Annotated in this window: 17 protein-coding genes; 2 read left to right on the top strand and 15 right to left on the bottom strand. The window is 73.5% G+C overall.

Annotated features, from left to right (window positions below; translation table 11 throughout):
- Nucleotides 1-117: 117 nt before the first annotated feature.
- From POF43_RS19035 to POF43_RS18975, 13 genes are all read right to left on the bottom strand, one after another.
- Nucleotides 118-1221: an SCO2583 family membrane protein gene (locus POF43_RS19035; RefSeq protein WP_443732105.1), complete on the bottom strand. Its 1104-nt coding sequence runs from the start codon at nucleotides 1219-1221 to the stop codon at nucleotides 118-120.
- A gap of 113 nt (nucleotides 1222-1334) precedes the next feature.
- Entirely contained in the window at nucleotides 1335-1817 is a 483-nt protein-coding gene (locus tag POF43_RS19030; protein ID WP_282699045.1) for an SCO2584 family spore wall biosynthesis protein, read from the bottom strand.
- A gap of 255 nt (nucleotides 1818-2072) precedes the next feature.
- Nucleotides 2073-3332 (bottom strand): glutamate-5-semialdehyde dehydrogenase, encoded by a 1260-nt coding sequence (locus POF43_RS19025; protein WP_271325470.1) that lies wholly within the window; start codon nucleotides 3330-3332, stop codon nucleotides 2073-2075.
- A gap of 332 nt (nucleotides 3333-3664) precedes the next feature.
- The gene (locus POF43_RS19020) at nucleotides 3665-4162 is read right to left on the bottom strand and encodes a DUF8830 family protein (protein ID WP_271315313.1); all 498 of its coding nucleotides are present in this window, start codon (nucleotides 4160-4162) and stop codon (nucleotides 3665-3667) included.
- Nucleotides 4163-4351: 189 nt separating this feature from the next.
- The gene (proB, locus tag POF43_RS19015; protein ID WP_282704657.1) at nucleotides 4352-5608 is read right to left on the bottom strand and encodes a glutamate 5-kinase; all 1257 of its coding nucleotides are present in this window, start codon (nucleotides 5606-5608) and stop codon (nucleotides 4352-4354) included.
- Nucleotides 5609-5695: 87 nt separating this feature from the next.
- Nucleotides 5696-7129, bottom strand: a complete 1434-nt coding sequence (gene obgE, locus POF43_RS19010) for a GTPase ObgE (protein WP_271315314.1) — start codon at nucleotides 7127-7129, stop codon at nucleotides 5696-5698.
- A 125-nt stretch (nucleotides 7130-7254) separates the two neighbouring features.
- Nucleotides 7255-7512 carry a 50S ribosomal protein L27 gene (rpmA, locus tag POF43_RS19005; RefSeq protein WP_271315315.1) on the bottom strand — a complete coding sequence of 86 codons (258 nt, stop codon included), beginning with the start codon at nucleotides 7510-7512 and terminating at the stop codon, nucleotides 7255-7257.
- Nucleotides 7513-7523: 11 nt separating this feature from the next.
- The gene (rplU, locus tag POF43_RS19000; RefSeq protein ID WP_271315316.1) at nucleotides 7524-7844 is read right to left on the bottom strand and encodes a 50S ribosomal protein L21; all 321 of its coding nucleotides are present in this window, start codon (nucleotides 7842-7844) and stop codon (nucleotides 7524-7526) included.
- Between the two features lie 303 nt (nucleotides 7845-8147).
- Nucleotides 8148-12203, bottom strand: coding sequence for an Rne/Rng family ribonuclease (locus POF43_RS18995; RefSeq protein ID WP_282704656.1), 4056 nt, complete (start codon nucleotides 12201-12203; stop codon nucleotides 8148-8150).
- Nucleotides 12204-12417: 214 nt separating this feature from the next.
- Complete coding sequence (locus POF43_RS18990; RefSeq protein ID WP_271316101.1) at nucleotides 12418-13203, bottom strand: TIGR03936 family radical SAM-associated protein; 786 nt, start codon at nucleotides 13201-13203, stop codon at nucleotides 12418-12420.
- A gap of 671 nt (nucleotides 13204-13874) precedes the next feature.
- Nucleotides 13875-14426, bottom strand: a complete 552-nt coding sequence (locus POF43_RS18985; RefSeq protein WP_271316100.1) for a hypothetical protein — start codon at nucleotides 14424-14426, stop codon at nucleotides 13875-13877.
- Nucleotides 14427-14803: 377 nt separating this feature from the next.
- Nucleotides 14804-15013, bottom strand: coding sequence for a DUF397 domain-containing protein (locus tag POF43_RS18980; RefSeq protein ID WP_271316099.1), 210 nt, complete (start codon nucleotides 15011-15013; stop codon nucleotides 14804-14806).
- Nucleotides 15010-15837 (bottom strand): helix-turn-helix domain-containing protein, encoded by an 828-nt coding sequence (locus tag POF43_RS18975; protein WP_271316098.1) that lies wholly within the window; start codon nucleotides 15835-15837, stop codon nucleotides 15010-15012. Before POF43_RS18975 ends, POF43_RS18980 begins: the two co-directional genes overlap by 4 nt.
- A gap of 251 nt (nucleotides 15838-16088) precedes the next feature.
- Between POF43_RS18975 and POF43_RS18970 the strand changes: the two genes are divergently transcribed.
- Together POF43_RS18970 and POF43_RS18965 are read left to right on the top strand one after the other, a co-directional pair.
- Nucleotides 16089-16817: a hypothetical protein gene (locus tag POF43_RS18970; protein WP_271322827.1), complete on the top strand. Its 729-nt coding sequence runs from the start codon at nucleotides 16089-16091 to the stop codon at nucleotides 16815-16817.
- A gap of 3 nt (nucleotides 16818-16820) precedes the next feature.
- Nucleotides 16821-17384, top strand: coding sequence for an ATP-binding protein (locus tag POF43_RS18965; protein ID WP_271316096.1), 564 nt, complete (start codon nucleotides 16821-16823; stop codon nucleotides 17382-17384).
- 135 nt (nucleotides 17385-17519) lie between these two features.
- Here POF43_RS18965 and POF43_RS18960 read toward each other — a convergent pair whose 3' ends face one another.
- Nucleotides 17520-19442 (bottom strand): TIGR03960 family B12-binding radical SAM protein, encoded by a 1923-nt coding sequence (locus tag POF43_RS18960; protein WP_271316095.1) that lies wholly within the window; start codon nucleotides 19440-19442, stop codon nucleotides 17520-17522.
- 221 nt (nucleotides 19443-19663) lie between these two features.
- Nucleotides 19664-21499, bottom strand: a complete 1836-nt coding sequence (locus POF43_RS18955; RefSeq protein ID WP_271322828.1) for a CYTH and CHAD domain-containing protein — start codon at nucleotides 21497-21499, stop codon at nucleotides 19664-19666.

Raw genomic sequence — 21499 nt, 5'->3', positions numbered from 1 at the left:
ACTCCCCCGGGTCCGCGCCGCGCACCGCCTCACCCCCGCCACCGCACCCGCCGCTGCTACCGCACCCGCCGCTATCGCACCGCCCCGCTGCCGCACCGCCGCGCCATCGCGCCGCGATCAGTGGTGGCGGCCGGTGGTGCCGTGCGGGGCGGGCTGGGTGGCGGTGGGGGCCGGGGTGGGCGGCGTGGCCATCGGGTGGCAGGCGGCGGCGACGGCCGTGGTGCGGCGGTAGGGGTCGGTACCGGCGGGCGGCGGCGCGCTCTGGCCGGCCATCAGCGGTTCGAAGGACGCCGCGAGCCGGGTGCCGCAGGCCAGCGGTCCGGCCTCGACGGCGGCCTGGTCGACCTCGACCCGGCCGGTCAGCAGGTCTTCGCGGGTGAAGGACATCCGCAGTTCGCGCCGGACGGTGAACAGCGACGGCGGCCGGGTCAGGTCGCCGGCCGGGCGCACGGTGTAGACCATCGTGTGGTCGGTGAGGACTTCCAGGTCGCGGGTGCCGCCGGTCACCGAGACGGTGCCGCGCACCCGTATGCGGTCGTCGGCGAGCACGACGTGGGGCAGGTCGAAGCGCACCAGCCAGCCCGTGGCGGCGTGCCGCCCGTCGTCGGCGGGGCTGGTGAGGCTGCGCTTGAACTGGTCCAGCTCGCCCGGCGCCAGCAGGTCCTCCACCTCGTTGAGGTCACCGTCGGTGAGTTCGGCGGTGTCCAGCGAGGAGGCGGTCAGGTAGCGCTTGGCGATGTCCAGCGCGACGAGGACCTGGTCGGCGGAGTAGCGGCCGACCGCGTGGGCGCGCGGCAGCGTGATGCCGGCCGCGCCGACCGCCCAGCGTCCGGCGCCGGACTGCGCGTAGAGCTGGTCGTCCTCGGCGGCCGGGACCGGTCCGGACGGGGTGAGGGCGACCAGGCTGACCCGCAGCGGTCCGCTGGCGGGCACGGCCACCGGCCGGTAGGGGTGGCGGATGCCGAGGAAGATCGCGGTGCCGAAGGCCAGCGCCATCAGCAGGACCAGGGCGAACGCCTGGCGGTGCCGGGAGAACGGGTCCCAGGCGTGCCGGGGGGAGACCGCCCGGCCGCCGTCGTCCAGGCGTTCGTCGGCGGAGTACTCGCGTATGCGGGCGGCCCGGACGAACGACTCGTCGAACACGATGGAGCGGTAGTCGTCATCCCCGCCTCCCGGGACACCCATCGGCGTCCCCCCGGGAGGGCCTCCGTACCCGCTCATACGACAAGAGTAGGTCGGCGGGCACCCGGGTGAACGCCACGACGGCAAACAATTTCTGACGGAACGTCAAAGGAACGCGCCGGTCCCGGCCCGATCCGGGGCCGGGAATCACCTCAGCGGCGGTCCGCGGTGCCGACGACCGCCGGGGGGCGGGAGACGCCGGCGCTGCCGGTGGCGGGCGGCGGGGCGGGGGCCGGCTGGCGGGAGGAGGAGGCGCCGCGGTAGACGGCGGCGAAGGTCAGCGCGACCACGCCGAGGCCCATGATGAGCGCCAGCAGCCAGGCGACGCTGCGGTGCCAGCGGTCGGTGGCGCCGTAGGGGCGGCGCAGCCGGTAGTGGCCGCCGTAGAGGCCGAGGTCGCCGTCGTAGCCGCCGGCCACCGCGTGCGGCTCCTCGTCGGCGCCGCCGACCCGCAGCCGGGCCGCCTCGGCCGCCGCACGGGCCTGGGTGAGCGCCAGCAGGCGCTCGCGCGCACTGGGCTCGTGGAAGGACGCCGCCTTGACGAACGCCTCGTCGAAGACCACGGATGCGAACTCCTCGTCCGCGCCGTGGTCGTCTCGTTCCGGGAACGGCTTACCGCCATCATCCTCGGGCACGGAACCAGCGTAAGCCCGCGACCGCCGTCATGGGCAGGGGACGCCGGGTAAATACCACAGGACGACAATGTTACGAATCACCCCACCGACCGCCCCACCGACCGCATCACCGGCAGCCCCGCCGACCGCATCACCGGCAGCCCCGCCGACCGCATCACCGGCAGCCCCACCGGCCACCCCACCGGTCTCCCCGCCGACCGCATGACCGGCCACCCCACCGGCAACCGGCCGCACCACCAACCGCCCCCGAGGACGTCAGCGGATGTGGCCGTCGCCCGTGACGACGTACTTGGTGGACGTCAGCTCGGGCAGCCCCATCGGGCCGCGGGCGTGCAGTTTCTGGGTGGAGATGCCGATCTCGGCGCCGAAGCCGAACTCGGCGCCGTCGGTGAACCGGGTGGAGGCGTTCACCATGACGGCGGCGGCGTCCACCTGGGCGACGAAGCGGCGGGCGGCGGCCTGGTCGCGGGTGACGATGGCCTCGGTGTGGCCGGAGGACCAGCGGCGGATGTGGGCCACCGCGGCGTCCAGGTCGGGCACCACGGCGGCGGCGATGTCGAGCGAGAGGTACTCCGCGGCCCAGTCCTCGTCGGTGGCCGGCAGCACCGCGTCACCGGCCGCCTGCCAGGCCGCGTCGCCGTGCACGGTCACCCCGGCGCCGGCCAGCGCGGACAGCGCGCGGGGCAGGAAGGCGCCGGCCACCGCGGCGTGCACCAGCACGGTCTCCGCCGAGTTGCAGACGCTGACCCGGGATGCCTTGGCGTTGACCAGCACGCGCAGCGCCATGTCGAGGTCGGCGTGCTCGTCGACGTAGACGTGGCAGTTGCCGGTGCCGGTCTCGATCACCGGGACGGTCGACTCCTCCACGACCGTGCGGATCAGCGAGGCGCCGCCGCGCGGGATGAGGACGTCGACCAGGCCGCGGGCGCGCATCAGCTCCTTGACGGAGTCGCGGCTCTCGCCCGGCACCAGCTGGACCGCGTCGGCGGGCAGGCCGGCGGTGCCGATCGCGTCGCGCACCACGCCGACCAGCGCGGTGTTCGACGCGTACGCCGAACCGGAGCCGCGCAGCAGGACCGCGTTGCCCGATTTCAGGCACAGCGCGGCGGCGTCCACGGTGACGTTGGGGCGGGCCTCGTAGATGATGCCGACCACACCGAGCGGCACCCGGATCTGCCGGATCTCCAGGCCGTTGGCCAGCGTGGAGCCACGCAGCACCTCGCCGACCGGGTCGGGCAGCGTCACCACGTGGGCCACGTCGGCGGCGATGGCGGCCACCCGTTCCGCCGTCAGGGTGAGGCGGTCGATCATGGCCTCGCCGGTGCCGTTGTCGCGGGCCCGTGCGACGTCGGCGGCGTTGGCCGTGAGGATCTCGCCGGTGCGGGCCCGCAGGGCGTCGGCGATGGCGAGCAGCGCCGCGTCCCGCACGCCGGACGGCTGCGGCGCGAGTTCGGCGGCGGCCGCCTTCGCACGGCGGGCGGTGTCCAGGACGTCGGAGGATGCGCTGGTGGTCATGGTCGAAGGGTACTGACCCCGCGGACCGCCCCCGGCGGGTGTTCCGGCATGCGGGACACCGCACGGCCCGCCGCGCCGCGCTGTCCCCGGCACGGGCCGGCGCGGGCCGGTCACCGGGAGCACGGCGGCGTTCGTCAGTACGGGTGGACGCCCACCGCGCTCGTCAGCACGGGTGGCCCCTACCCCGTTCCTCAGGACGAGTGCACACCCACTGCGTTCGTCAACACGGGTACGCACCCACCACGTTCGTCAGGACGAGTGCACACCCACCGCGTTCGTCAACACGAATACGCACCCGCCGCGCTCGTCAGGACGAGTGGCCCCCGTGTTCGTCAGTACGGGTGCACACCCACCGGTGTGGCGGGCGGGGGGCCGTAGCCCTCGGCGACCCGCTGGTGCCAGGTGGCGCGGTCGATGACCTCCAGGCCGACGATCTCCCACGGCGGCAGCCGGGCGGTGGCCTTGTGCTCGCCCCACAGGCGCAGTGCGATGGCGGCCGCGTCGTGCAGGTCGCGGGCCTGTTCCCAGTAGCGGATCTCGGCGTGGTCGGCCGCGTACCGGCTGGTCAGCAGGAACGGGTGGTCGTGCGCCAGCTGCTCCAGCGCCCGCCTGACCTCGGGCAGCGGCGCCTCGTCGCCGGACAGGCTGAGCGTGACGTGCCACAGCCGCTCCGCCGGCCGGTCGGCGGCGCGCACGGCCGCCGGGCGGGCCGGGCCGGGGCCCGGGCGGTCCCCGGGCAGGTCACCGACGCTGGCCAGCGTGCGCTCGGCCCCGCGGGGCTGGGAGGGGCCCGCCGTCCACGGCGGGGTTCCCGGGCGCCCTCGTCCCACGGCGGCCTCCTGTACGTGCGGCGGTTCCTGGCCGACACCGCGCACCGCGCGGTCCCCCGTTCACAGTGGACCAGCCCGGAGCCGACCACGGGGCCGTTTTCGGCAAGAAGACCCCGGATCACCGGTGCGAACGCCCCCTCGCGCCCCCGCGTCCGCTCCCGTGCGACCACCCCGTGCGGGCGACCCCGGTCAGCGCAGGACGACGAGGTCGTCGCGGTGCACGACCTCCCGCTCGTAGGCCGGGCCCAGTTCGGCGGCGAGGTCGCGGGTGGAACGGCCCAGCAGCCGGGGAAGCTCGGCGGCGTCGTAGTTGACCAGGCCGCGGGCGACGGCGTTGCCCCGCTCGTCCAGCAGGTCCACCGGGTCGCCGGCCGTGAACCGGCCCTCGACGCCGGTCAGCCCGGCCGGCAGCAGCGAGGTGCGCCGCTCGACGACCGCCCGCACCGCGCCGGCGTCCAGCCGCAGCGCGCCGCGCGGGGTGGAGGCGTGCGCCAGCCACAGCAGCCGGTCGGCGGAGCGCTTGCCGGTGCGGCGGAACAGCGTGCCGGTGGGCCGGCCGGCCAGCGCGTCGGCGGCGTGCACCGCGGAGGTCAGCACCACCGGGATGCCGGCCGCCGCCGCGATCCCGGCCGCCTCGACCTTGGTCACCATGCCCCCGGTGCCCACCCCGGCCCGCCCGGCGCTGCCGGTCTCGACGCCTTCGAGGTCGGCCGGGCCGGCCACCTCGGCGATCCGGCGGGCGCCGGGGCGGCGCGGGTCACCGTCGTAGAGGCCGTCGACGTCGGAGAGCAGCACCAGCAGGTCGGCGTGGACCAGGTGGGCGACGAGCGCGGCCAGCCGGTCGTTGTCGCCGAACCGGATCTCGTCGGTGGCCACCGTGTCGTTCTCGTTGACGATCGGCAGCGCGCCCATGGCCAGCAGTTTGTCCAGGGTGCGGAACGCGTTGCGGTAGTGCGTGCGGCGGGAGATGTCGTCGCTGGTCAGCAGCACCTGGCCGACGCGCACGCCGTACCGGGCGAACGAGGCGGTGTAGCGGGCGACCAGCAGGCCCTGCCCGACGCTGGCGGCGGCCTGCTGGCGGGCCAGGTCGCGCGGGCGGCGCGACAGGCCCAGCGGTGCCAGGCCGGCCGCGATGGCGCCGGAGGAGACCAGCACGATCTCCCGGGCCAGGCTCGGCTCGCGGCCGATGCCGCCGGCCTTGGCCAGCACGTCGACCAGCGCGTCCACCCGGTCGGCGTCGAGGCCGCCGAGCGCGGTGGTCAGCGAGGAGGAGCCGACCTTGACGACGATCCGCCGGGCCCCGGTGACGTCCTCGCGCAGACCGCCGGCGCCGGTCGCCCCGCCCGTGCCGTCCGAGGTGCTTCGACCGTCGACGCCGTCCTGGTAACCGCCCGCCACGCCTGGTACCCCGCCAACCTCACGCCGTTTTCCGGCTTCCGTGCCCATGCCCGGCAAATCTACGCCGGGCCGGCCGGGCCGCGCCGCCGCGTCCCGAGGGGCGGGACGCGGGCGGCGGGCGGCCCGGGGGGCGGATCAGAACGGGTTGAACTCGTCGTACTCGCGCTGCGCGTCGTCCCGCTCGGCGTCGCGCTCCCGGCGGCGCTGGGCGGCCGGGCGGGGGGCGTCGAAGCGGTGGTCCTCGCCACGCCGGCCCAACATCTCGGCGCCGGCCGCCAGCGACGGCTCCCAGTCGAAGACCACGGCGTCGTCCTCGGGACCGATGACGACCTCGTCGCCGGCCCGGGCGCCGGCCTTGACCAGCTTCTCCTCCACGCCGAGCCGGGCGAGCCGGTCGGCGAGGTAGCCGACGGCCTCGTCGTTGGCGAAGTCGGTCTGCCGCACCCAGCGCTCCGGCTTCTCGCCGCGCACCCGGTAGAGGTCATCCTCACGGGTGATGGTGAAGCCGGCGTCGTCGACCGCCTTCGGGCGGATGACGATCCGGGTGGCCTCCTCGGCCGGCTTGGCGGCGCGGGCCGCGCCCACGATGCCGGCCAGCGCGAACGACAGCTCGCGCAGGCCCTGGCGGGAGACCGCGGACACTTCGAGGACCTGGTAGCCGCGGGCCTCCAGGTCGGGGCGGATCAGGTCGGCGAGCTCCTGGCCGTCGGGGATGTCGACCTTGTTGAGCACCACCAGGCGCGGCCGGTCCCCCAGGCCGCCGTACGCGGCGAGCTCGGCCTCGATGACGTCCAGGTCGGAGACCGGGTCGCGGTCGGACTCCAGGGTCGCGGTGTCCAGCACGTGCACCAGCACCGAGCAGCGCTCGACGTGCCGCAGGAACTCCAGGCCCAGGCCCTTGCCCTCGCTGGCGCCCGGGATCAGCCCGGGGACGTCGGCGATGGTGTAGACGGTGGAGCCGGCGGTGACCACGCCGAGGTTGGGCACCAAGGTGGTGAACGGGTAGTCGGCGATCTTCGGCTTGGCGGCCGACAGCACCGAGATGAGCGAGGACTTGCCGGCGCTCGGGTAGCCCACCAGCGCCACGTCGGCGACCGTCTTCAGCTCCAGGACCACGTCACCGGAGGTGCCCGGCTCGCCCAGCAGCGCGAAGCCGGGGGCCTTGCGGCGGGCGGAGGACAGCGCCGCGTTGCCCAGGCCGCCGCGGCCGCCCTGGGCGGCGATGTAGGCGGTGCCGTGGCCGACCAGGTCGGCCAGCACGTTGCCCTCGGAGTCGAGCACGACGGTGCCGTCCGGTACCGGCAGCACCAGGTCGCGGCCCTCGGCGCCGGACCGGTTGCCGCCCTCACCGGGCTTGCCGTTGGTGGCCTTGCGGTGCGGCGAGTGGTGGTAGTCGAGCAGCGTGGTGATCGCGGTCTCCACGACCAGGATCACGTCACCGCCACGACCGCCGTTGCCGCCGTCCGGGCCGCCGAGCGGCTTGAACTTCTCCCGATGGACGGAGGCGCAGCCGTGGCCCCCGTTACCCGCGGCGACGTGCAGCTCGACGCGGTCCACGAAGGTGGTCATGACGGGTGCCTCCTAGGGCGTTCTGACGGTGCGAGGTGGTGAACGTACCGAGGGCGGACCCGCTTCCCGTGATCAACGGGATGCGGCGTCCGCCCTCGGGTGGTGCGTGGTGTCGCGACGAGCCGTCAGACGGTGGCCGGGACGATGTTCACGACCTTGCGGCCGCGACGGGTGCCGAACTCCACCGCGCCGGCGGACAGGGCGAACAGGGTGTCGTCCTTGCCGCGGCCGACGTTGACACCCGGGTGGAAGTGGGTGCCGCGCTGGCGGACGAGGATCTCACCGGCGTTGACGGCCTGGCCGCCGAAACGCTTGACGCCGAGCATCTGGGCATTGGAGTCGCGACCGTTCCGGGTGGACGATGCGCCCTTCTTGTGTGCCATCTGTCAGTCCCTTACTTCGCAGCCGTCGGGATACCGGTGATCTTCAGGGCCGTGTACTGCTGACGGTGGCCCTGGCGGCGCCGGTAACCGGTCTTGTTCTTGTACCGCAGGATGTCGATCTTGGCACCCTTGTGGTGGTCGACGACCTCGGCCTCGACCTTGACGCCGGCCAGGACCCACGGGTCGCTGGTGACGGCTTCGCCATCGACGACGAGCAGGGTCGAGAGCTCGACCGTGTCGCCCACCTTGTTGGCGGGAAGCTTGTCAACCTCAACGATGTCACCGACAGCGACCTTGTGCTGACGGCCACCGCTGCGCACAACTGCGTACACGCGGATCTCACTCTCTGCTCGGATGGCACACCTGATGCCAGCCACCGCGAACCGGCGCGCGCCACAGGCGGCGTCCGGAGAACAAGGGGGCCTCCCCCGGAAGAACCGGGAGGGATGTGCTCAGGTGCGGGGGCGCTGAAGCGCCGAGGGTCAACATTACGTTTGACCCGTGACACGGGTCAAACTGACTGCGGGTCCGGTGCGGACCGGGGTCGTTCACCCGTTCCCCGGCGGCACCGGGCGGTCGAACGGGCGACGGCCCGGGGCCGGCGGACGCTGGTCCGCCGGCCCCGGGCCGGTGTCTCAGGCCTCGTCGGTGGAGACGGTGACGACCGCCGGGCCGTCCTGCTCCGCCGCCGAGGTCCGCTTGGCCGCCGCCTTCTTCGTGGTGGCCTTCTTGGCGGTCTTGGTGGCCGCCTTCTTGGCCGCCGTCTTGGCGGGGGCGGCCTTCTTCGCCGCGGTCTTCTTGGCGGCCGTCTTCTTGGCCGGCTCCGCGCTCGCCGCGGTCTTCTTCGCGGCGGTCTTGCGGACCGCGCGCTTCTTCGGCTCCGGCTGCCCGGCCTCGTCGGCCGCGGCGGCCTGCGGGGCCTGCTCCGCCTCGGGTGCGGCGGCCGGCGCGGGCTGCGGCTCGCTGTCCGGCGCGGCGGCCGGGACGACGACCACGGCGGCCTCGCCCTCGGCGGACGGCGGCGGGCCGGCCGGCGCGGACGCCTTGCGGCTCGCCCGGCGGCGCGGACGGGCCGGCTCCGCGGCGGGCGCGGGCTCCGGCTCGGCCTGCGGCTGCGGCACGTCGGCCGGCTCCTCGGCGACCGGGGTGGCCGCGACGACCACCACGGCGGCTTCGGCGGCCTCGGCGGCCGGCGGCGCACCGGCCGGCGCGGTGGCCTTGCGGGTGGCGCGGCGGCGCCGGGGGGCCGGCTCCGCGACGGGCTCCGGCTCGGCCTGCGGCTCCGGCTCGGCGGGCGCCGGGGTGACCGGCTCCTCCGCGACGGGGACCACGACGACCGCGGCCTCCGGCTCGGCGGCCTGCGGCGGCGGGCCGGCCGGCGCGGTGGCGGCGCGGGTGGCCCGGCGGCGGTTGCGGCCGCCGCGGCGGGTGGCGGTGGCGATCGCGGCGGCCTCGGCCTCCGCGGCGCTGCCGAACCACTCCTCGACGGCCTCCTCGGCCTCGGCCACCACCTCGTCGGCGACCTGCGGCTCCTCCAGGTCGGCGTCGTCCTGGCCGACGTCGGCGGACTCCAGCACCAGCTCCGGCTCCGGCACCACACCGGCGCCGGGGCGGCCCTTCTTCTTGCGCTTGCCGCCACCGCCGATGGTGGTCGCCTGGTCCATGTGGACGATGACGCCGCGGCCGTTGCAGTGCGCGCAGGTCTCGGAGAACGACTCCAGCAGGCCCTGGCCGACCCGCTTGCGGGTCATCTGGACCAGACCCAGCGAGGTGACCTCGGCCACCTGGTGCTTGGTGCGGTCGCGGCCCAGGCACTCCAGCAGGCGGCGCATCACCAGGTCGCGGTTGGACTCCAGGACCATGTCGATGAAGTCGACGACGATGATGCCGCCGAGGTCGCGCAGCCGCAGCTGGCGCACGATCTCCTCGGCCGCCTCCAGGTTGTTCCTGGTGACGGTCTCCTCCAGGTTGCCGCCCTGGCCGGTGAACTTACCGGTGTTGACGTCGACCACGATCATCGCCTCGGTGCGGTCGATGACCAGCGAACCGCCGCTGGGCAGCCACACCTTGCGGTCCAGCGCCTTCAGCAGCTGCTCGTCGATGCGGTACGTGGCGAACACGTCGACCTCGGAGTTCCACCGCTGGAGCCGGTCGACCAGGTCGGGGGCGACCTGGTGGACGTAGCCGTGGATGGTCTCCCAGGCGTCGTCACCGGAGACGATGACCTTGGAGAAGTCCTCGTTGAAGATGTCGCGGACCACCCGGACGGTCATGTCGGGCTCGCCGTACAGCAGGGTCGGCGCGTTGCCGGACTTGGCGTTGTGCTGGATCTCCTCCCACTGCGCCTGGAGGCGTTCGACGTCGCGGGACAGCTCCTCCTCGGAGGCGCCCTCCGCGGCGGTGCGCACGATGACGCCGGCGTCCTCAGGGACGATCTTCTTGAGGATCTGCTTGAGCCGGGCGCGCTCGGTGTCGGGCAGCTTGCGGCTGATGCCGGTCATCGAGCCCTCGGGCACGTAGACCAGGTAGCGGCCGGGCAGCGAGACCTGGCTGGTCAGGCGGGCGCCCTTGTGGCCGATCGGGTCCTTGGTGACCTGCACCAGCACGGACTGGCCGGACTTCAGGGCGGCCTCGATGCGGCGCGGGCCGCCGGACATGCCGAGCGCCTCGAAGTTGACCTCGCCGGCGTACAGCACGGCGTTGCGGCCCTTGCCGATGTCGACGAAGGCGGCCTCCATCGACGGCAGGACGTTCTGCACCTTGCCGAGGTAGACGTTGCCGACGTAGGAGGTGGCCTGCTCCTTGTTGACGAAGTGCTCGACGAGCACGTTGTCCTCAAGGACGCCGATCTGGGTGCGGTCGCCGTTCTCCCGGACGACCATCACGCGCTCGACGGCCTCCCGGCGGGCCAGGAACTCGGCCTCGGTGATGATCGGCACCCGGCGGCGGCCCTGCTCGCGGCCCTCGCGGCGGCGCTGCTTCTTCGCCTCCAGGCGGGTCGAGCCCTTGATGGACTGGACCTCGTCGGACGGCTCGGACTTCTTGCGCGGCTCGCGGATCTTGACGACGGTCCGCTCCGGGTCGTCGGCGCCGGTGCCCTCGTGGGCGTCGGTGTCACCGCCGTCACCCCCGCGGCGGCGCCGGCGACGGCGCCGGCGGCTGCTGCTGGAGCCGTGCGCGTCGTCGTCCTCGTCGTGGTCCTGCTCGTCGGAGTCGTCGTGGCCGTGGCCGTGGTCGCCGTCGGCGTCCGCGTCGTGGCCGGCCTCGGACTCGTGGTCGCCGTCGTGGTCGCCGTCGGTGTCGTCACCGTCGGCGGACTCACCGCGACGGCGGCGGCGGCCGCCCCGGCGGCGGCGGCGCGAGGACGGGCGGTCCTCGTGGTCGTCGTCGTGGTCGTGGCCGTTGTCGGCCTCGTCGGCCTCCTCCGGCTCCGGCTCCGGCTCGGCCTCCGGCTCCGGTACGGCGGCGGCCTCCCGGGCGGCGGCGATCTCCTCGGAGCTGCCGGAACGGCGGCGGCGCCGGCGGCGCGAACCGCCTTCCGGCTCCTCGCCCGCGTCCCGCTCGTCGCGGTCGGGCTGCTCGGCGGCGCGCTGCTCGGCGGCGCGCTCCGGCTGCTGCCGGGGCTCGGCGGCGGCGGTGAAGTCGGGGGCGGTGAAGACCGGGGCCTGGAAGACGGCGGTCGGCGGGCGGACCGCGCGGCGGCGGGTGCGCTCCGGCGCGGCGGGCGCATCGGCCTGCGGCGCGTCGTCGGCGGCCGGGGCCTGCGAGACCGGCGCCTTGGCCTGCGGGGCCTGCTGACGGGCGGCCTGCGTCTGCGCGGCCTGCTGCGGTGCGGTTTCGGCGGCGCGGTCGGCCTGGGCGGTGTCGCCTCTGCCGGTGTCGGCCTTGCCGTTGTCGGCCTGGGCGGTGTCGCCCTTGGCCGCGGTGTCGGCCTTGGTGGTGCGCCGGGAGGCCCGCTTGCCGGTGGCGCGCTGCACGGGCTCGGCCTCGGCGACCGGGGCCGGCGGGGCGGCCTGGGTGACCGGCGCCGGGGACTCGGCGGGGGTGCCCTGGTCGGCGAGGGCGCCGGGCTTGAGGCGGCGCGAACTGTCGTCGGCTGCCTTGGCCGGCGCGGCGGCGGCCTTCTTGCGGGTGCGACGGGCCCGGGTGGGCTTGTCGTCGGCGGCCGCGGCCTGCTGCTGCGGGGCCTCGGTACGGGCCTCGGCCTGCGGCTGGGCGGCGGGGGCCGGTGCGGCGGCGGCCGGGGCGGCGGGGGCCGGCTCGGGCTGCGGCTCCGGGGAGGCGGCCTTACGGGTGGCGCGGCGGCGGGTGCGCGGCGCGGGGGCTTCGTCCGGCTGCGCGGCGGCCGGGGTCTGCGCGGGGGTGTCGGCCGGGGCCGGCGCGGAGGGCTCGGCCTGCGGGGCAGGTGCCTCGGCGGCGGGCTCCGCGGCGGCCGGGGCGGCCGTCTTGCGGGTGGCGCGGCGGCGCGGTGTCTTGGCCGCCGGTGCCTGCTCGGCGGCGGCCGCCTGCGGTGCGGCTTCCGGCGCCGGGGCGGCGGCCGGGGTGCTGTCCGCTGCCTCCGGGGCCGCCGCGGTGGCGGCGGGGGGTCCGGCGGGCCGGGACGCGGCACGGCGACGGCGGCGCGGGGCGGCGGTCGCTTCGTTGGTGTCCGGCGCCTGGGACGCCGAGTTGTCGGGCTCGTTGTCGAGCATGCGGGCCTGTCTCCCGTCACGCTCCCGGGCGCCGCGCTCTGTTCCGGCCACGGTGCCGCTGGAAGAGCGGCGCCGCCGTCCGGGGCGCGTGCGCCACACGGGAGCTATCGTCTCGCTCGCCGGGCCCGCCTCGCGGGTCGGCGAAAGTCTGCTGGTCGGTGCGTCACCGGACCCGGGTGGCTCCCGGTTCGGCGGTGGCGCTCGACGACCGCTCCTACGCGGAACCACCCGGTGCCGTCGCGACGGACATCTCGGCGGCCGTGGAAGCGGCGGCCTCGGCGGCGTCGCGGTCTGGCGCCAACGGGTCGGTCACCGTGCCGGTCCCCTCGTCGAGCGGCCCCTGCGCCAGCCTGGTCACCGCTGCGGGGACCGGCGGCGCGAGGTCGGCCGTCGAACAGAGGCCGGACAGGACGTCGTCGGGTCGAACGGCAGGCGTTGCATGCCGAACCACCAGGCGCAGTATCGCACAAGCTACCGGCGCGGGCCTATCGGTACCGGATTCCGCACCATCGGCGACCGACAGCGCGGTGACGGCACTGCGGGCGTCGAAGGTCCGCAGGCCGTTCTTGGTGTTCCTGCTGACCTCGACGGTCTCGGCGGCCAGGAAGGCCCGCACCGCGCGTTCCGCCTCGGCGGGCTCGACGCCCTCCAGCCGCAGGGTCCACTCGGACGCGGTCATCCGGTCCGCCAGCCCCGGGGTGTGCGCCTCGACGGCTTCGGTGACGTCGAGGCCGGCCGGCAGCGACTCGTCCAGCAGCAGCCGCAGCGCCTCGGGGTCCCGGGTCTGCGTGAGGGCGATCTCCAGGTACTCCGCCTCGCTGGCGACGCCGGTGGGGGCGGCGCCCGCGTAGGAGACCTTGGGGTGCGGGGTGAAGCCCGCCGAGTACGCCATGGGCACCTCGGCGCGGCGCAGGGCCCGCTCGAACGCGCGCTGGAAGTCTCGGTGGCTGGTGAACCGGAGGCGGCCGCGCTTGGTGTAGCGCAGTCGGATGCGCTGCACCGCGGGTGCGGGCGGCGGGCCTTCGGGCTGTCGCTTGCCCAGTGTCGTCAGTCCTTACACGGTCTCGTGCGGTGGGTCGTTCCCCTCCAAGGTTACGCGGTCCGCGCCGGACCCCGCACACGCAACCGGCCGGCCGGCCCTCCCGGCGTCAGCGGGACGACACCCTCCGCGGCGGACGCCCCGAACCACCGACCGAATCGCCGGCCGCTCCGGCCGATCCCTGCGTCGAAGTCACCGGAATGCGTGGGCCGGGTCCGTGGCGTACCGACGGAGTCGAACGTGCCGGGCACCGTTCAGGACGGGCCCCCGCCGGTCGCGCAGCGTGTCGCATTCGCCGGCGGGGGCCTCCACCCGGGGAAGAGGTCATCACTACCGCTGGCCCGCCCACCGGCCCTGGCCCTCGCCGCGCCCCGGCTCCGGCCGGGCATGAGGCGTTCCTCGAAGCGGATGCGAAGCGGGCTGGTGGTACGCGATGCCGGCCGGTCGGCAAGTGTCGGCCCCGCGCGAGCGGAGGTCTTCCGTTCATCGTCGACGGCCGGGCACCGCACTGGCATCCACCGGTCGGACCGGTGTGGTCAGCGGCGAAGAACCGGGCATCGTGACCGGCGGCCCCTCACCCGGCAACGCAGAGCGGCCTCGCACAGGGAGGCCGCTCTCGTACGGGCGGGGGCTCAGCCGTTGGCGTCCTGCCAGCCCGAGTCGAACAGGTCCTGCGTGATCTCACAGGAGGCGATGTTGTAGCCGCCCGACGCCGTGGCGTGGGAAATCGTCTTTCCGTTCACCTCGATCTTGCAGGTGACGGTGCCGCCGCCCTGCAACTGGGCGTTGATCGCGTAGTACGACGGAGATCCCAACTTCTTTGACACCGTCATCGGCACATGCCCGTTGAAGTCCGACCCGGCCGGCCCGTAGGTGACCTCCGCCGAACTGCCGGTCACCACGTAGGTCACCGTGTCCTTCGATACCGCGGGCGGGACAGGCTTGTGCGTCGGGTGCGTGACCGCCGCGGCCGGTTGCGCTTTCTGCTTGACGGGATGCTTCGCCGTGGCCTGCCGAGGCGCCACCGTCACCGTTACGGTCGGGGCGGGTACGGCCGTGGCCGTCTTCGGCGCGGCGCCCCCGCCTTCACCCATGACGACACCGATGGACATGGCGACGAACGCTGTCGCCGCGTACTTGATCCACGTGCGGTTCTTCTTCGGGACGCCGGCCGGGGCAGTCATCCACGGCGGTGGGACCTGGCCGGGCGGACCGTACGCGGACCCGCCGCTGGTTGTTTGCGGGCCGGGGAAGAACTGGGGTTGCGGCGGGGCCGGAAGGCTCACGGGGGCCTGCCGTGGGCCTTCTTCGTTTGGTGGTTGCGCCCAAGATGGCGTGTGGTCAGACATGAATCCCCCCACGGAACTGAGATCTGAGGGGCCATCATGGCAGGAATGTGAAGGAAATGTGAATCCAGGTGGATGGTCGGAACCTGACTCCTCAAACGAAGGCCGCCGCGCCGCCCTCAGCCCGGCTAAGTCAGCGAGTACTACCGCGATCTCCTGGATCTTCAAGCCTCATGGTCGCACTGGGGCTCCCTGCGCCCCGGACGCCGAGAAGCTCAGACGGCGCCGAACCGGCCCGCGCCCACCGCGTCCACGAACGCCGACCACGTCTCGGCGGCGAATGTCAGCGCCGGGCCGTCCGGGTCCTTGGAGTCCCGGACGGGAACGATGCCGCAAGGGGCAACGAGGTTGGTGGCGATCTCGACGCACGCGCCGCCGTTGCTGCTGTGCGAACTCTTGAACCAAAGGGGGGATTCGGTCGTCACGGAGTGCCCTTTCGTAACCGGGTGATCATGGTTACCGAGTCCGCCTGCGGGGACGCTTCGGCCTGTAGCTGATGGTAGGCCGTCATCAAGGGCAGCACGAAGCTCATATCACGCTCCAGACGCCCTTGCTGTGCAGACTCGGCGTACGACACAAGCGAACGATCCGGCATCGTCAAGATGTACAGAGGCAGGTCAAACGCTCGTCGTTCTCCAAGATCATATGGTGCGATTTGAAACACTGTGGACGGCTGTTCGGCGAACTCGACGAGTCGGTCCAACTGGTCGGCCATCACCGCGGAGCCGCCCACCGTACGCCGAACGCAGCTTTCGTCCAGAACCGCGTACACCAGCGGGACCGGGGACCGCGTCAAGGACGCTTGGCGGTCTGCGAGCAGTGACAGCCGTTCCTCAGCTTGCTGCTTCGTGATGGCCCCCCGCCTCACAGCACCCCTGGTGATGGCAGCGGCGTACTCCGGGGTCTGAAGCAGCCCCGGAACGATGCCCAGTTCGAACAGTCTGATCTCCGTTGCACGTCGCTCGTGAGCGACGTACTCAGGGAACCCCTCCAGCAATGCCGTATGCCGTACCGCACGACTCTGACGCTCGAAGCGATCACCAGTCCCGAACGCCTTGTCAGCGGCCGCCGCGAAACGGGGAGTTGGGGAACGACGGCCAGTTTCTACCGCCGAGATGTGCGTCCCGGAGTAGCCGATCCGGTCCGCCAACTCATCCTGCGTCCAGCCCTGATCATCTCGCAATCTGCGCAGACGTTCGCCGAATGCCGCCCCTGGTGACTCCTCAGGGTCCAAGTCTTTCCGGTTCAACCTTTTCCATCCAACTCTTCGTTCAACTTACGCAAGTTGAAGACTTCCCTGTCCTGCTCCACTCTGAACCCGTGCCCGGTAGCGGAGATGCTACGGAGAGCAGCGGATGGGCCTGCGTCGAACGATCACGCCGCACGCCGCGAGGCAAGGCGGTGGCCGCCCGGACACGCCGCAGCCAGCACGTTTGGGGCCCGACTCCCTCGCCACCGGGCAACGTGACCCGGGCGGGGTTTCCACAAGGGAGACAACTGATGATTGATGCGCCAGGCGTGGCCCCGCACGACGTGCCACCGATCGGCAGGTACACCCCGGCCCCTGCATCTGATCGCCTGCGCAGGAAGGTCCCGTTCATCACGGCCTGGAGCGGTGAAGTCCGCGCCCAGCCGCGCCTCGTGTGGCGCGGCGATCGGATCGGGTTCGCGAACGAACGCCCGCGCGACCGTGACGCTTTCGGGGTGCTGTGGCGGCGCGCGGCAAACAAGCCGGGGCAGGGGAAACCTTTGTTCGGCAAAACCCACGCCGGGCGGCAGCGTCGCGCCATGGGCGGGCTCCTTTGTCAGGTCTGCGGGACCCCGACCCGACCTGAAGCCACCAATGACGGAGTCCTGTTCCTGCTGAGCCGCACTGACTACGAGTGGCAGCCATGGCCCGCACCCATCAAGATCACTCATCCGCCGGTCTGCATTCGCTGTGTACCGGTCTCCGTGAGCGCATGCCCACACCTCAGGGACGACTACGTCGGCATTCGCTGCCGCGCACCGCGCCTGTACGGGGTGAACGGGGTCATGCACATGCCCCGGTCGGGAACGGTTCCGATCCCTGACGCGACCCACCCCATCGGCACTATGCCCTTCGCGGACACCCGAATCGGCCTCATCCACGCCGCACAACTGGTCGTGAAGCTCGACCACTACACCCTCGTCGACTTCGCATCCGAACTCTCGGCACCCGCTCGCCGAACAGGCCATTCTCGGAGGTAGGCAATGCAACTGCTGGTAAATCGCCTCAAGTGCGCGGCCACGGTGACGGCACCCGGATGCGCACGCGCGTTCGTCAACCACACGCTCCGGTCGTGGTTGCTGGAAAACCTCGTGGACGACGCAGAAGTGATCGTGTCGGAGCTGGTCACCAACGCCGTCGAAGCCACCGGGATCACCGACCCGAACCCGACGTACGCCGACCTGGAACGGCTGGCACTGCTCGCGGTGCAGGTGCGCGTGGCGGGCGAAACGCTGTTCATCGAGGTGTGGGACAACGACAGCAACAAGCCCGCCAGCCCGCCCCCGTCTGCCAAGGAGCATGACGAAGTCGGGCGTGGGCTCGCCATCGTGCAGGCACTGAGCAAAGGCTACGGTGCGATGACCATGAAAAAGGGCGGAAAGATCATCTGGGCGGAACTCGACGCCGGCCCCGAGATCGCGGCCGTTCCCCAGGTCAAACCGACTCCTCTGCCCCGCGGTTACCGACGTGTCGTGTTCTCCGAAGCACGGCAGCCCTGCCAGCACGCACAGGCCGATCTGGCGCTGATGGACCAGATCACGGAATAGCCGGCCCCTGCTCCAACCCCACAACCCGAAGCGGCGTTCCGACGCGCTCCCGGGGCTGCTCGGCCGGACGGAACGGCGAAGACCCCCGCCGACCGCGGTCGACGGGGGCCCGGGGCGGGCGGAACGCGCCGGGGGCTACTTCACCGACAGCGGCAGGAGCTTCTGGCCGGTGGGGCCGATCTGGATCTCGGTGGAGAGCTGGGGGCAGACGCCGCAGTCGAAGCACGGGGTCCAGCGGCAGTCCTCGACCTCGGTCTCGTCGAGCGAGTCCTGCCAGTCCTGCCAGAGCCAGTCCTTGTCCAGGCCGGAGTCGAGGTGGTCCCAGGGCAGGACCTCCTCGTAGGTGCGCTCGCGGGTGGTGTACCAGTCGACGTCGAGGCCGACGGACGGCAGGGTCTTGGCGGCGGCCTCCATCCAGCGGTCGTAGCTGAAGTACTCGCGCCAGCCGTCGAAGCGGCCGCCGTCCTCGTAGACCGCGCGGATGACCGCGCCGAGCCGGCGGTCGCCGCGCGAGAGCAGGCCCTCGACGATGCCGGGCTTGCCGTCGTGGTAGCGGAAGCCGATCGAGCGGCCGTACTTCTTGTCGCCGCGGATCTTGTCGCGCAGCTTGCGCAGCCGGGCGTCGGTCTCCTCGGCGGACAGCTGCGGCGCCCACTGGAACGGGGTGTGCGGCTTGGGCACGAACCCGCCGATGGACACCGTGCAGCGGATGTCGTTCTGCCCGGAGACCTCGCGGCCCTTGGCGATGACCCGGGTGGCCATGTCGGCGATCTGCAGGACGTCGTCGTCGGTCTCGGTGGGCAGGCCGCACATGAAGTACAGCTTGACCTGCCGCCAGCCGTTGCCGTAGGCGGTGGAGACCGTGCGGATCAGGTCCTCCTCGGAGACCATCTTGTTGATGACCTTGCGGATGCGCTCGCTGCCGCCCTCGGGGGCGAACGTCAGGCCGGAGCGGCGCCCGTTGCGGGTCAGCTCGTTGGCCAGGTCGATGTTGAACGCGTCGACGCGGGTGGAGGGCAGGGACAGGCCGATCTTGTCCTCGGCGTACCGGTCGGCCAGGCCCTTGGCGACGTCGGCGATCTCGGTGTGGTCGGCCGACGACAGCGACAGCAGGCCGACCTCCTCGAAACCGGTGGCCTTCAGGCCGGCCTCGACCATCTCGCCGATGCCGGTGATGCTGCGCTCGCGCACCGGGCGGGTGATCATGCCCGCCTGGCAGAAGCGGCAGCCGCGGGTGCAGCCGCGGAAGATCTCCACCGACATCCGCTCGTGCACGGTCTCGGCCAGCGGCACCAGCGGCTGCTTGGGGTACGGCCACTCGTCGAGGTCCATGACGGTGTGCTTGGAGACCCGCCACGGCACGCCGGAGGCGTTGGGCACCACACGGGCGATGCGGCCGTCCGGCAGGTACTCCACGTCGTAGTACCGCGGGACGTACACCCCGCCGGTCTTCGCCAGCCGCAGCAGGACCTCGTCGCGGCCGCCGGGCATGCCCTCGGCCTTCCAGGCGCGCACGACCTCGGTGATCTCCAGCACCGCCTGCTCGCCGTCGCCGATGACGGCGGCGTCGATGAAGTCGGCGACCGGCTCCGGGTTGAACGCGGCGTGGCCGCCGGCGACCACGATCGGGTCGTCGGTGGTGCGGTCGGCCGCGGCCAGCGGGATGCCGGCCAGGTCGAGCGCGGCGAGCATGTTGGTGTAGCCCAGCTCGGTGGAGAACGAGAGGCCGAACAGGTCGAACGCCTTGACCGGCCGGTGCGCGTCGACGGTGAACTGCGGGACGTCGTGCTCCCGCATCAGCGCCTCCAGGTCCGGCCAGACGCTGTAGGTGCGTTCGGCCAGCACGCCCTCCCGCTCGTTGAGCACCTCGTAGAGGATCATGACGCCCTGGTTGGGCAGCCCGACCTCGTAGGCGTCGGGGTACATCAGCGCCCAGCGCACGTCGCAGGCGTCCCAGTCCTTGACAGTGGAGTTGAGCTCTCCACCGACGTACTGGATCGGCTTCTGGACGTGCGGCAGCAGCGCTTCCAGGCGCGGGAAGACCGACTCGACAGGCATCGCGGTGTCTCTCATGAGCTGGCGGGATGACCAAGGGGTCCGGGTCCGTGCTGCCGGTCACGGTGGACCGGGGGTCGGCAGGACAGACCCCCCAAGGCTAACGCGTCCCGGAGCACTGTCCTCCCGCACCGGTTCCGCCGCCGGTTCCTCGTTGGTTCCGCGTTGGTTCCGCGGGGGTCACGTGCCGGTTCCGCGTCGGTCACGTGCCGGTTCCGAACGGGTCAGCGGGCCGGACGTCCCCGGTCGGCGCGGTGCCAGGTCTTCGGCAGGGCGGCCTCGACGGCGCCGGCCCGGTCGAGTTCGGCCTGGTACCGCATGCCGTGGCCGAAGGTGTCCTCCCCGGCGGCCCGGGCGGCATCGGCGGCGGCACCGATCGCGCGACGGGCCGCCACGGATTCCCGGTGCTCCTCCAGCGCCTGTCGCAGTGCCTTCAGCCGCCGGCGGTACGTGCGGGCCGGCCGCCCGAGGACCGCGACGGCGTCGTCCGCGGCGTACCGGGCGCGTTCGGCGGCCTCACCGGCGTCGGACAGCGCGGCGTCCCGGGCCGGCCCCGGCGGGGTCCGCAGGGCGCGGCGCATGCGGCGGCCGAGCGCGCGGTGCTCGCGCCGGAGCGCGGCGGCCGACGCTGCGTCGTCCCGGCCGGCGGCGCCGGGCAGCAGGGGCGGATCGGCGAGGAGCGCGTCGAGCCGGTCGAGCAGGGCGAAGTACCGGCGCCCCCGCAGCACCCGCAGCACGCGGGCCCGGTCCGGGCTCCGGTCCGGGCTCCGGTCCGGGCTCCGGTCCGGGCTCCGGTCCGGGCTCCGGTCCGGGGAGAGGCCGGGGGTGGGGTTTTTCGGGGGACGTACGGCGTCAGAAGCCGCACCCCCGGCCCCGGGACCGGCCGCTCCGGCGCCAGGGGTACGGGCTGCGCCAGAGGTACGGGCGGCGCCACCGGTACGGCCGGTGCCGGGGTCTGCCGGGGCTGCGGCGGCTGCGGTGTCGGGGCGGCGGGCCGGCTTCCCGCGGTCGGGATGCTCGCCCAATACCTGCGCCAGCCACGTGAGTTCGTCGGTGACCGGACCGGTGACGCCGGGGTCCAGTACGCGCCGGTGGGTGTTCAGGGCGCCGCGCAGCCGCCGCACGGTGACGCCGAGGCGGCGGACGGCGTCGCGGTCACCGCGCCGGACGGCGGGGTCCCGGGCGGTGAGCGCGTCGACCTGGCGGCGCAGCCGGTCCACGGCGAGGTGCCCGGCGGTACCGGGGGCGAGGACGTCGAACGTGGTGCCGGCGCCGTCGGAGACGGGGACGCCGCCGGAAGCCACGCCACCATCGGAGGCCACCTCACCGTCGGGCACGCCACCGTCGGAGGCCACCTCACCGTCGGGCACGCCACCGCCGGAGGCCACTCCACCGCCGGAGGCCACTCCAGCGCCAGCAGCCGCTCCCCCGTTCTCGAGCGCCTCGTTGAGCGCGGTGAGCGGTGGGGTGGGTTCGGCGGGGCGCAGGCCGGCTGCCGCGGTGAGGCGCTCCGCGACGGCGGCGAGCAACTTCCGTTCGCCGGACAGGAGTTGGACGTCGGCCTGGTCCCAGGTGACGGCGGGCCCCTCGGCGGGGGCCGCGGTGAGGTGGTCCCGGGCGACCTCGGCGAGCACGGTGCCGTCGGCGGCCAGCAGCCGCAGGCGTACGCGGTGGTCGACGACGCGGGCGATCCGGGTCAGCGGCCGGCCCCGGGCGGCGGCCGCGACTTCGGCGGCGAGGCCGGCCGGGACCGTGCGGGCGGTGCCGCTGGCCGGCGGGGCGTGCAGCTCGCCCGCGGTGCCGGGGCGGGTGAGGTGCCAGCCGGGGTGCTCGCCGTCGCGGTCGCGGCACAGGGTGATGCCGTGGGCGGCGAGACGCAGGTCGGCGGTGTCGAAGCAGTCGGTGATCCGCTCCCGCCACGGCGGCCGGTCCACCGACGCGACGCCGGGCACCGCGGTCAGATCGGGCACGCCGTCCGAGGCACGGGCGCCCTCCCCGCTGCCGGCGAGGTGGACGCGCCCGGCGCCGGGGGACGGCGTGACCTGGGAGGTTGCGGCCAT

This window comes from Streptantibioticus silvisoli (assembly GCF_027947535.2).
In the GTDB taxonomy this organism is placed as follows: domain Bacteria; phylum Actinomycetota; class Actinomycetes; order Streptomycetales; family Streptomycetaceae; genus Streptantibioticus_C; species Streptantibioticus_C silvisoli.
Note: the sequence above shows the minus strand (reverse complement) of the source record. Positions and strands in the feature narration are given on the sequence as shown.

Coding starts and splice junctions, on each gene's coding strand:
- POF43_RS19035 (WP_443732105.1), bottom strand. CDS start 1,221: ATGAGCGGGTACGGAGGCCCTCCCGGGGGGACGCCGATGGGTGTCCCG.
- POF43_RS19025 (WP_271325470.1), bottom strand. CDS start 3,332: ATGACCACCAGCGCATCCTCCGACGTCCTGGACACCGCCCGCCGTGCG.
- proB (WP_282704657.1), bottom strand. CDS start 5,608: ATGGGCACGGAAGCCGGAAAACGGCGTGAGGTTGGCGGGGTACCAGGC.
- obgE (WP_271315314.1), bottom strand. CDS start 7,129: ATGACCACCTTCGTGGACCGCGTCGAGCTGCACGTCGCCGCGGGTAAC.
- rpmA (WP_271315315.1), bottom strand. CDS start 7,512: ATGGCACACAAGAAGGGCGCATCGTCCACCCGGAACGGTCGCGACTCC.
- POF43_RS18995 (WP_282704656.1), bottom strand. CDS start 12,203: ATGCTCGACAACGAGCCCGACAACTCGGCGTCCCAGGCGCCGGACACC.
- POF43_RS18985 (WP_271316100.1), bottom strand. CDS start 14,426: ATGACTGCCCCGGCCGGCGTCCCGAAGAAGAACCGCACGTGGATCAAG.
- POF43_RS18970 (WP_271322827.1), top strand. CDS start 16,089: ATGATTGATGCGCCAGGCGTGGCCCCGCACGACGTGCCACCGATCGGC.
- POF43_RS18965 (WP_271316096.1), top strand. CDS start 16,821: ATGCAACTGCTGGTAAATCGCCTCAAGTGCGCGGCCACGGTGACGGCA.
- POF43_RS18960 (WP_271316095.1), bottom strand. CDS start 19,442: ATGCCTGTCGAGTCGGTCTTCCCGCGCCTGGAAGCGCTGCTGCCGCAC.
- POF43_RS18955 (WP_271322828.1), bottom strand. CDS start 21,499: ATGGCCGCAACCTCCCAGGTCACGCCGTCCCCCGGCGCCGGGCGCGTC.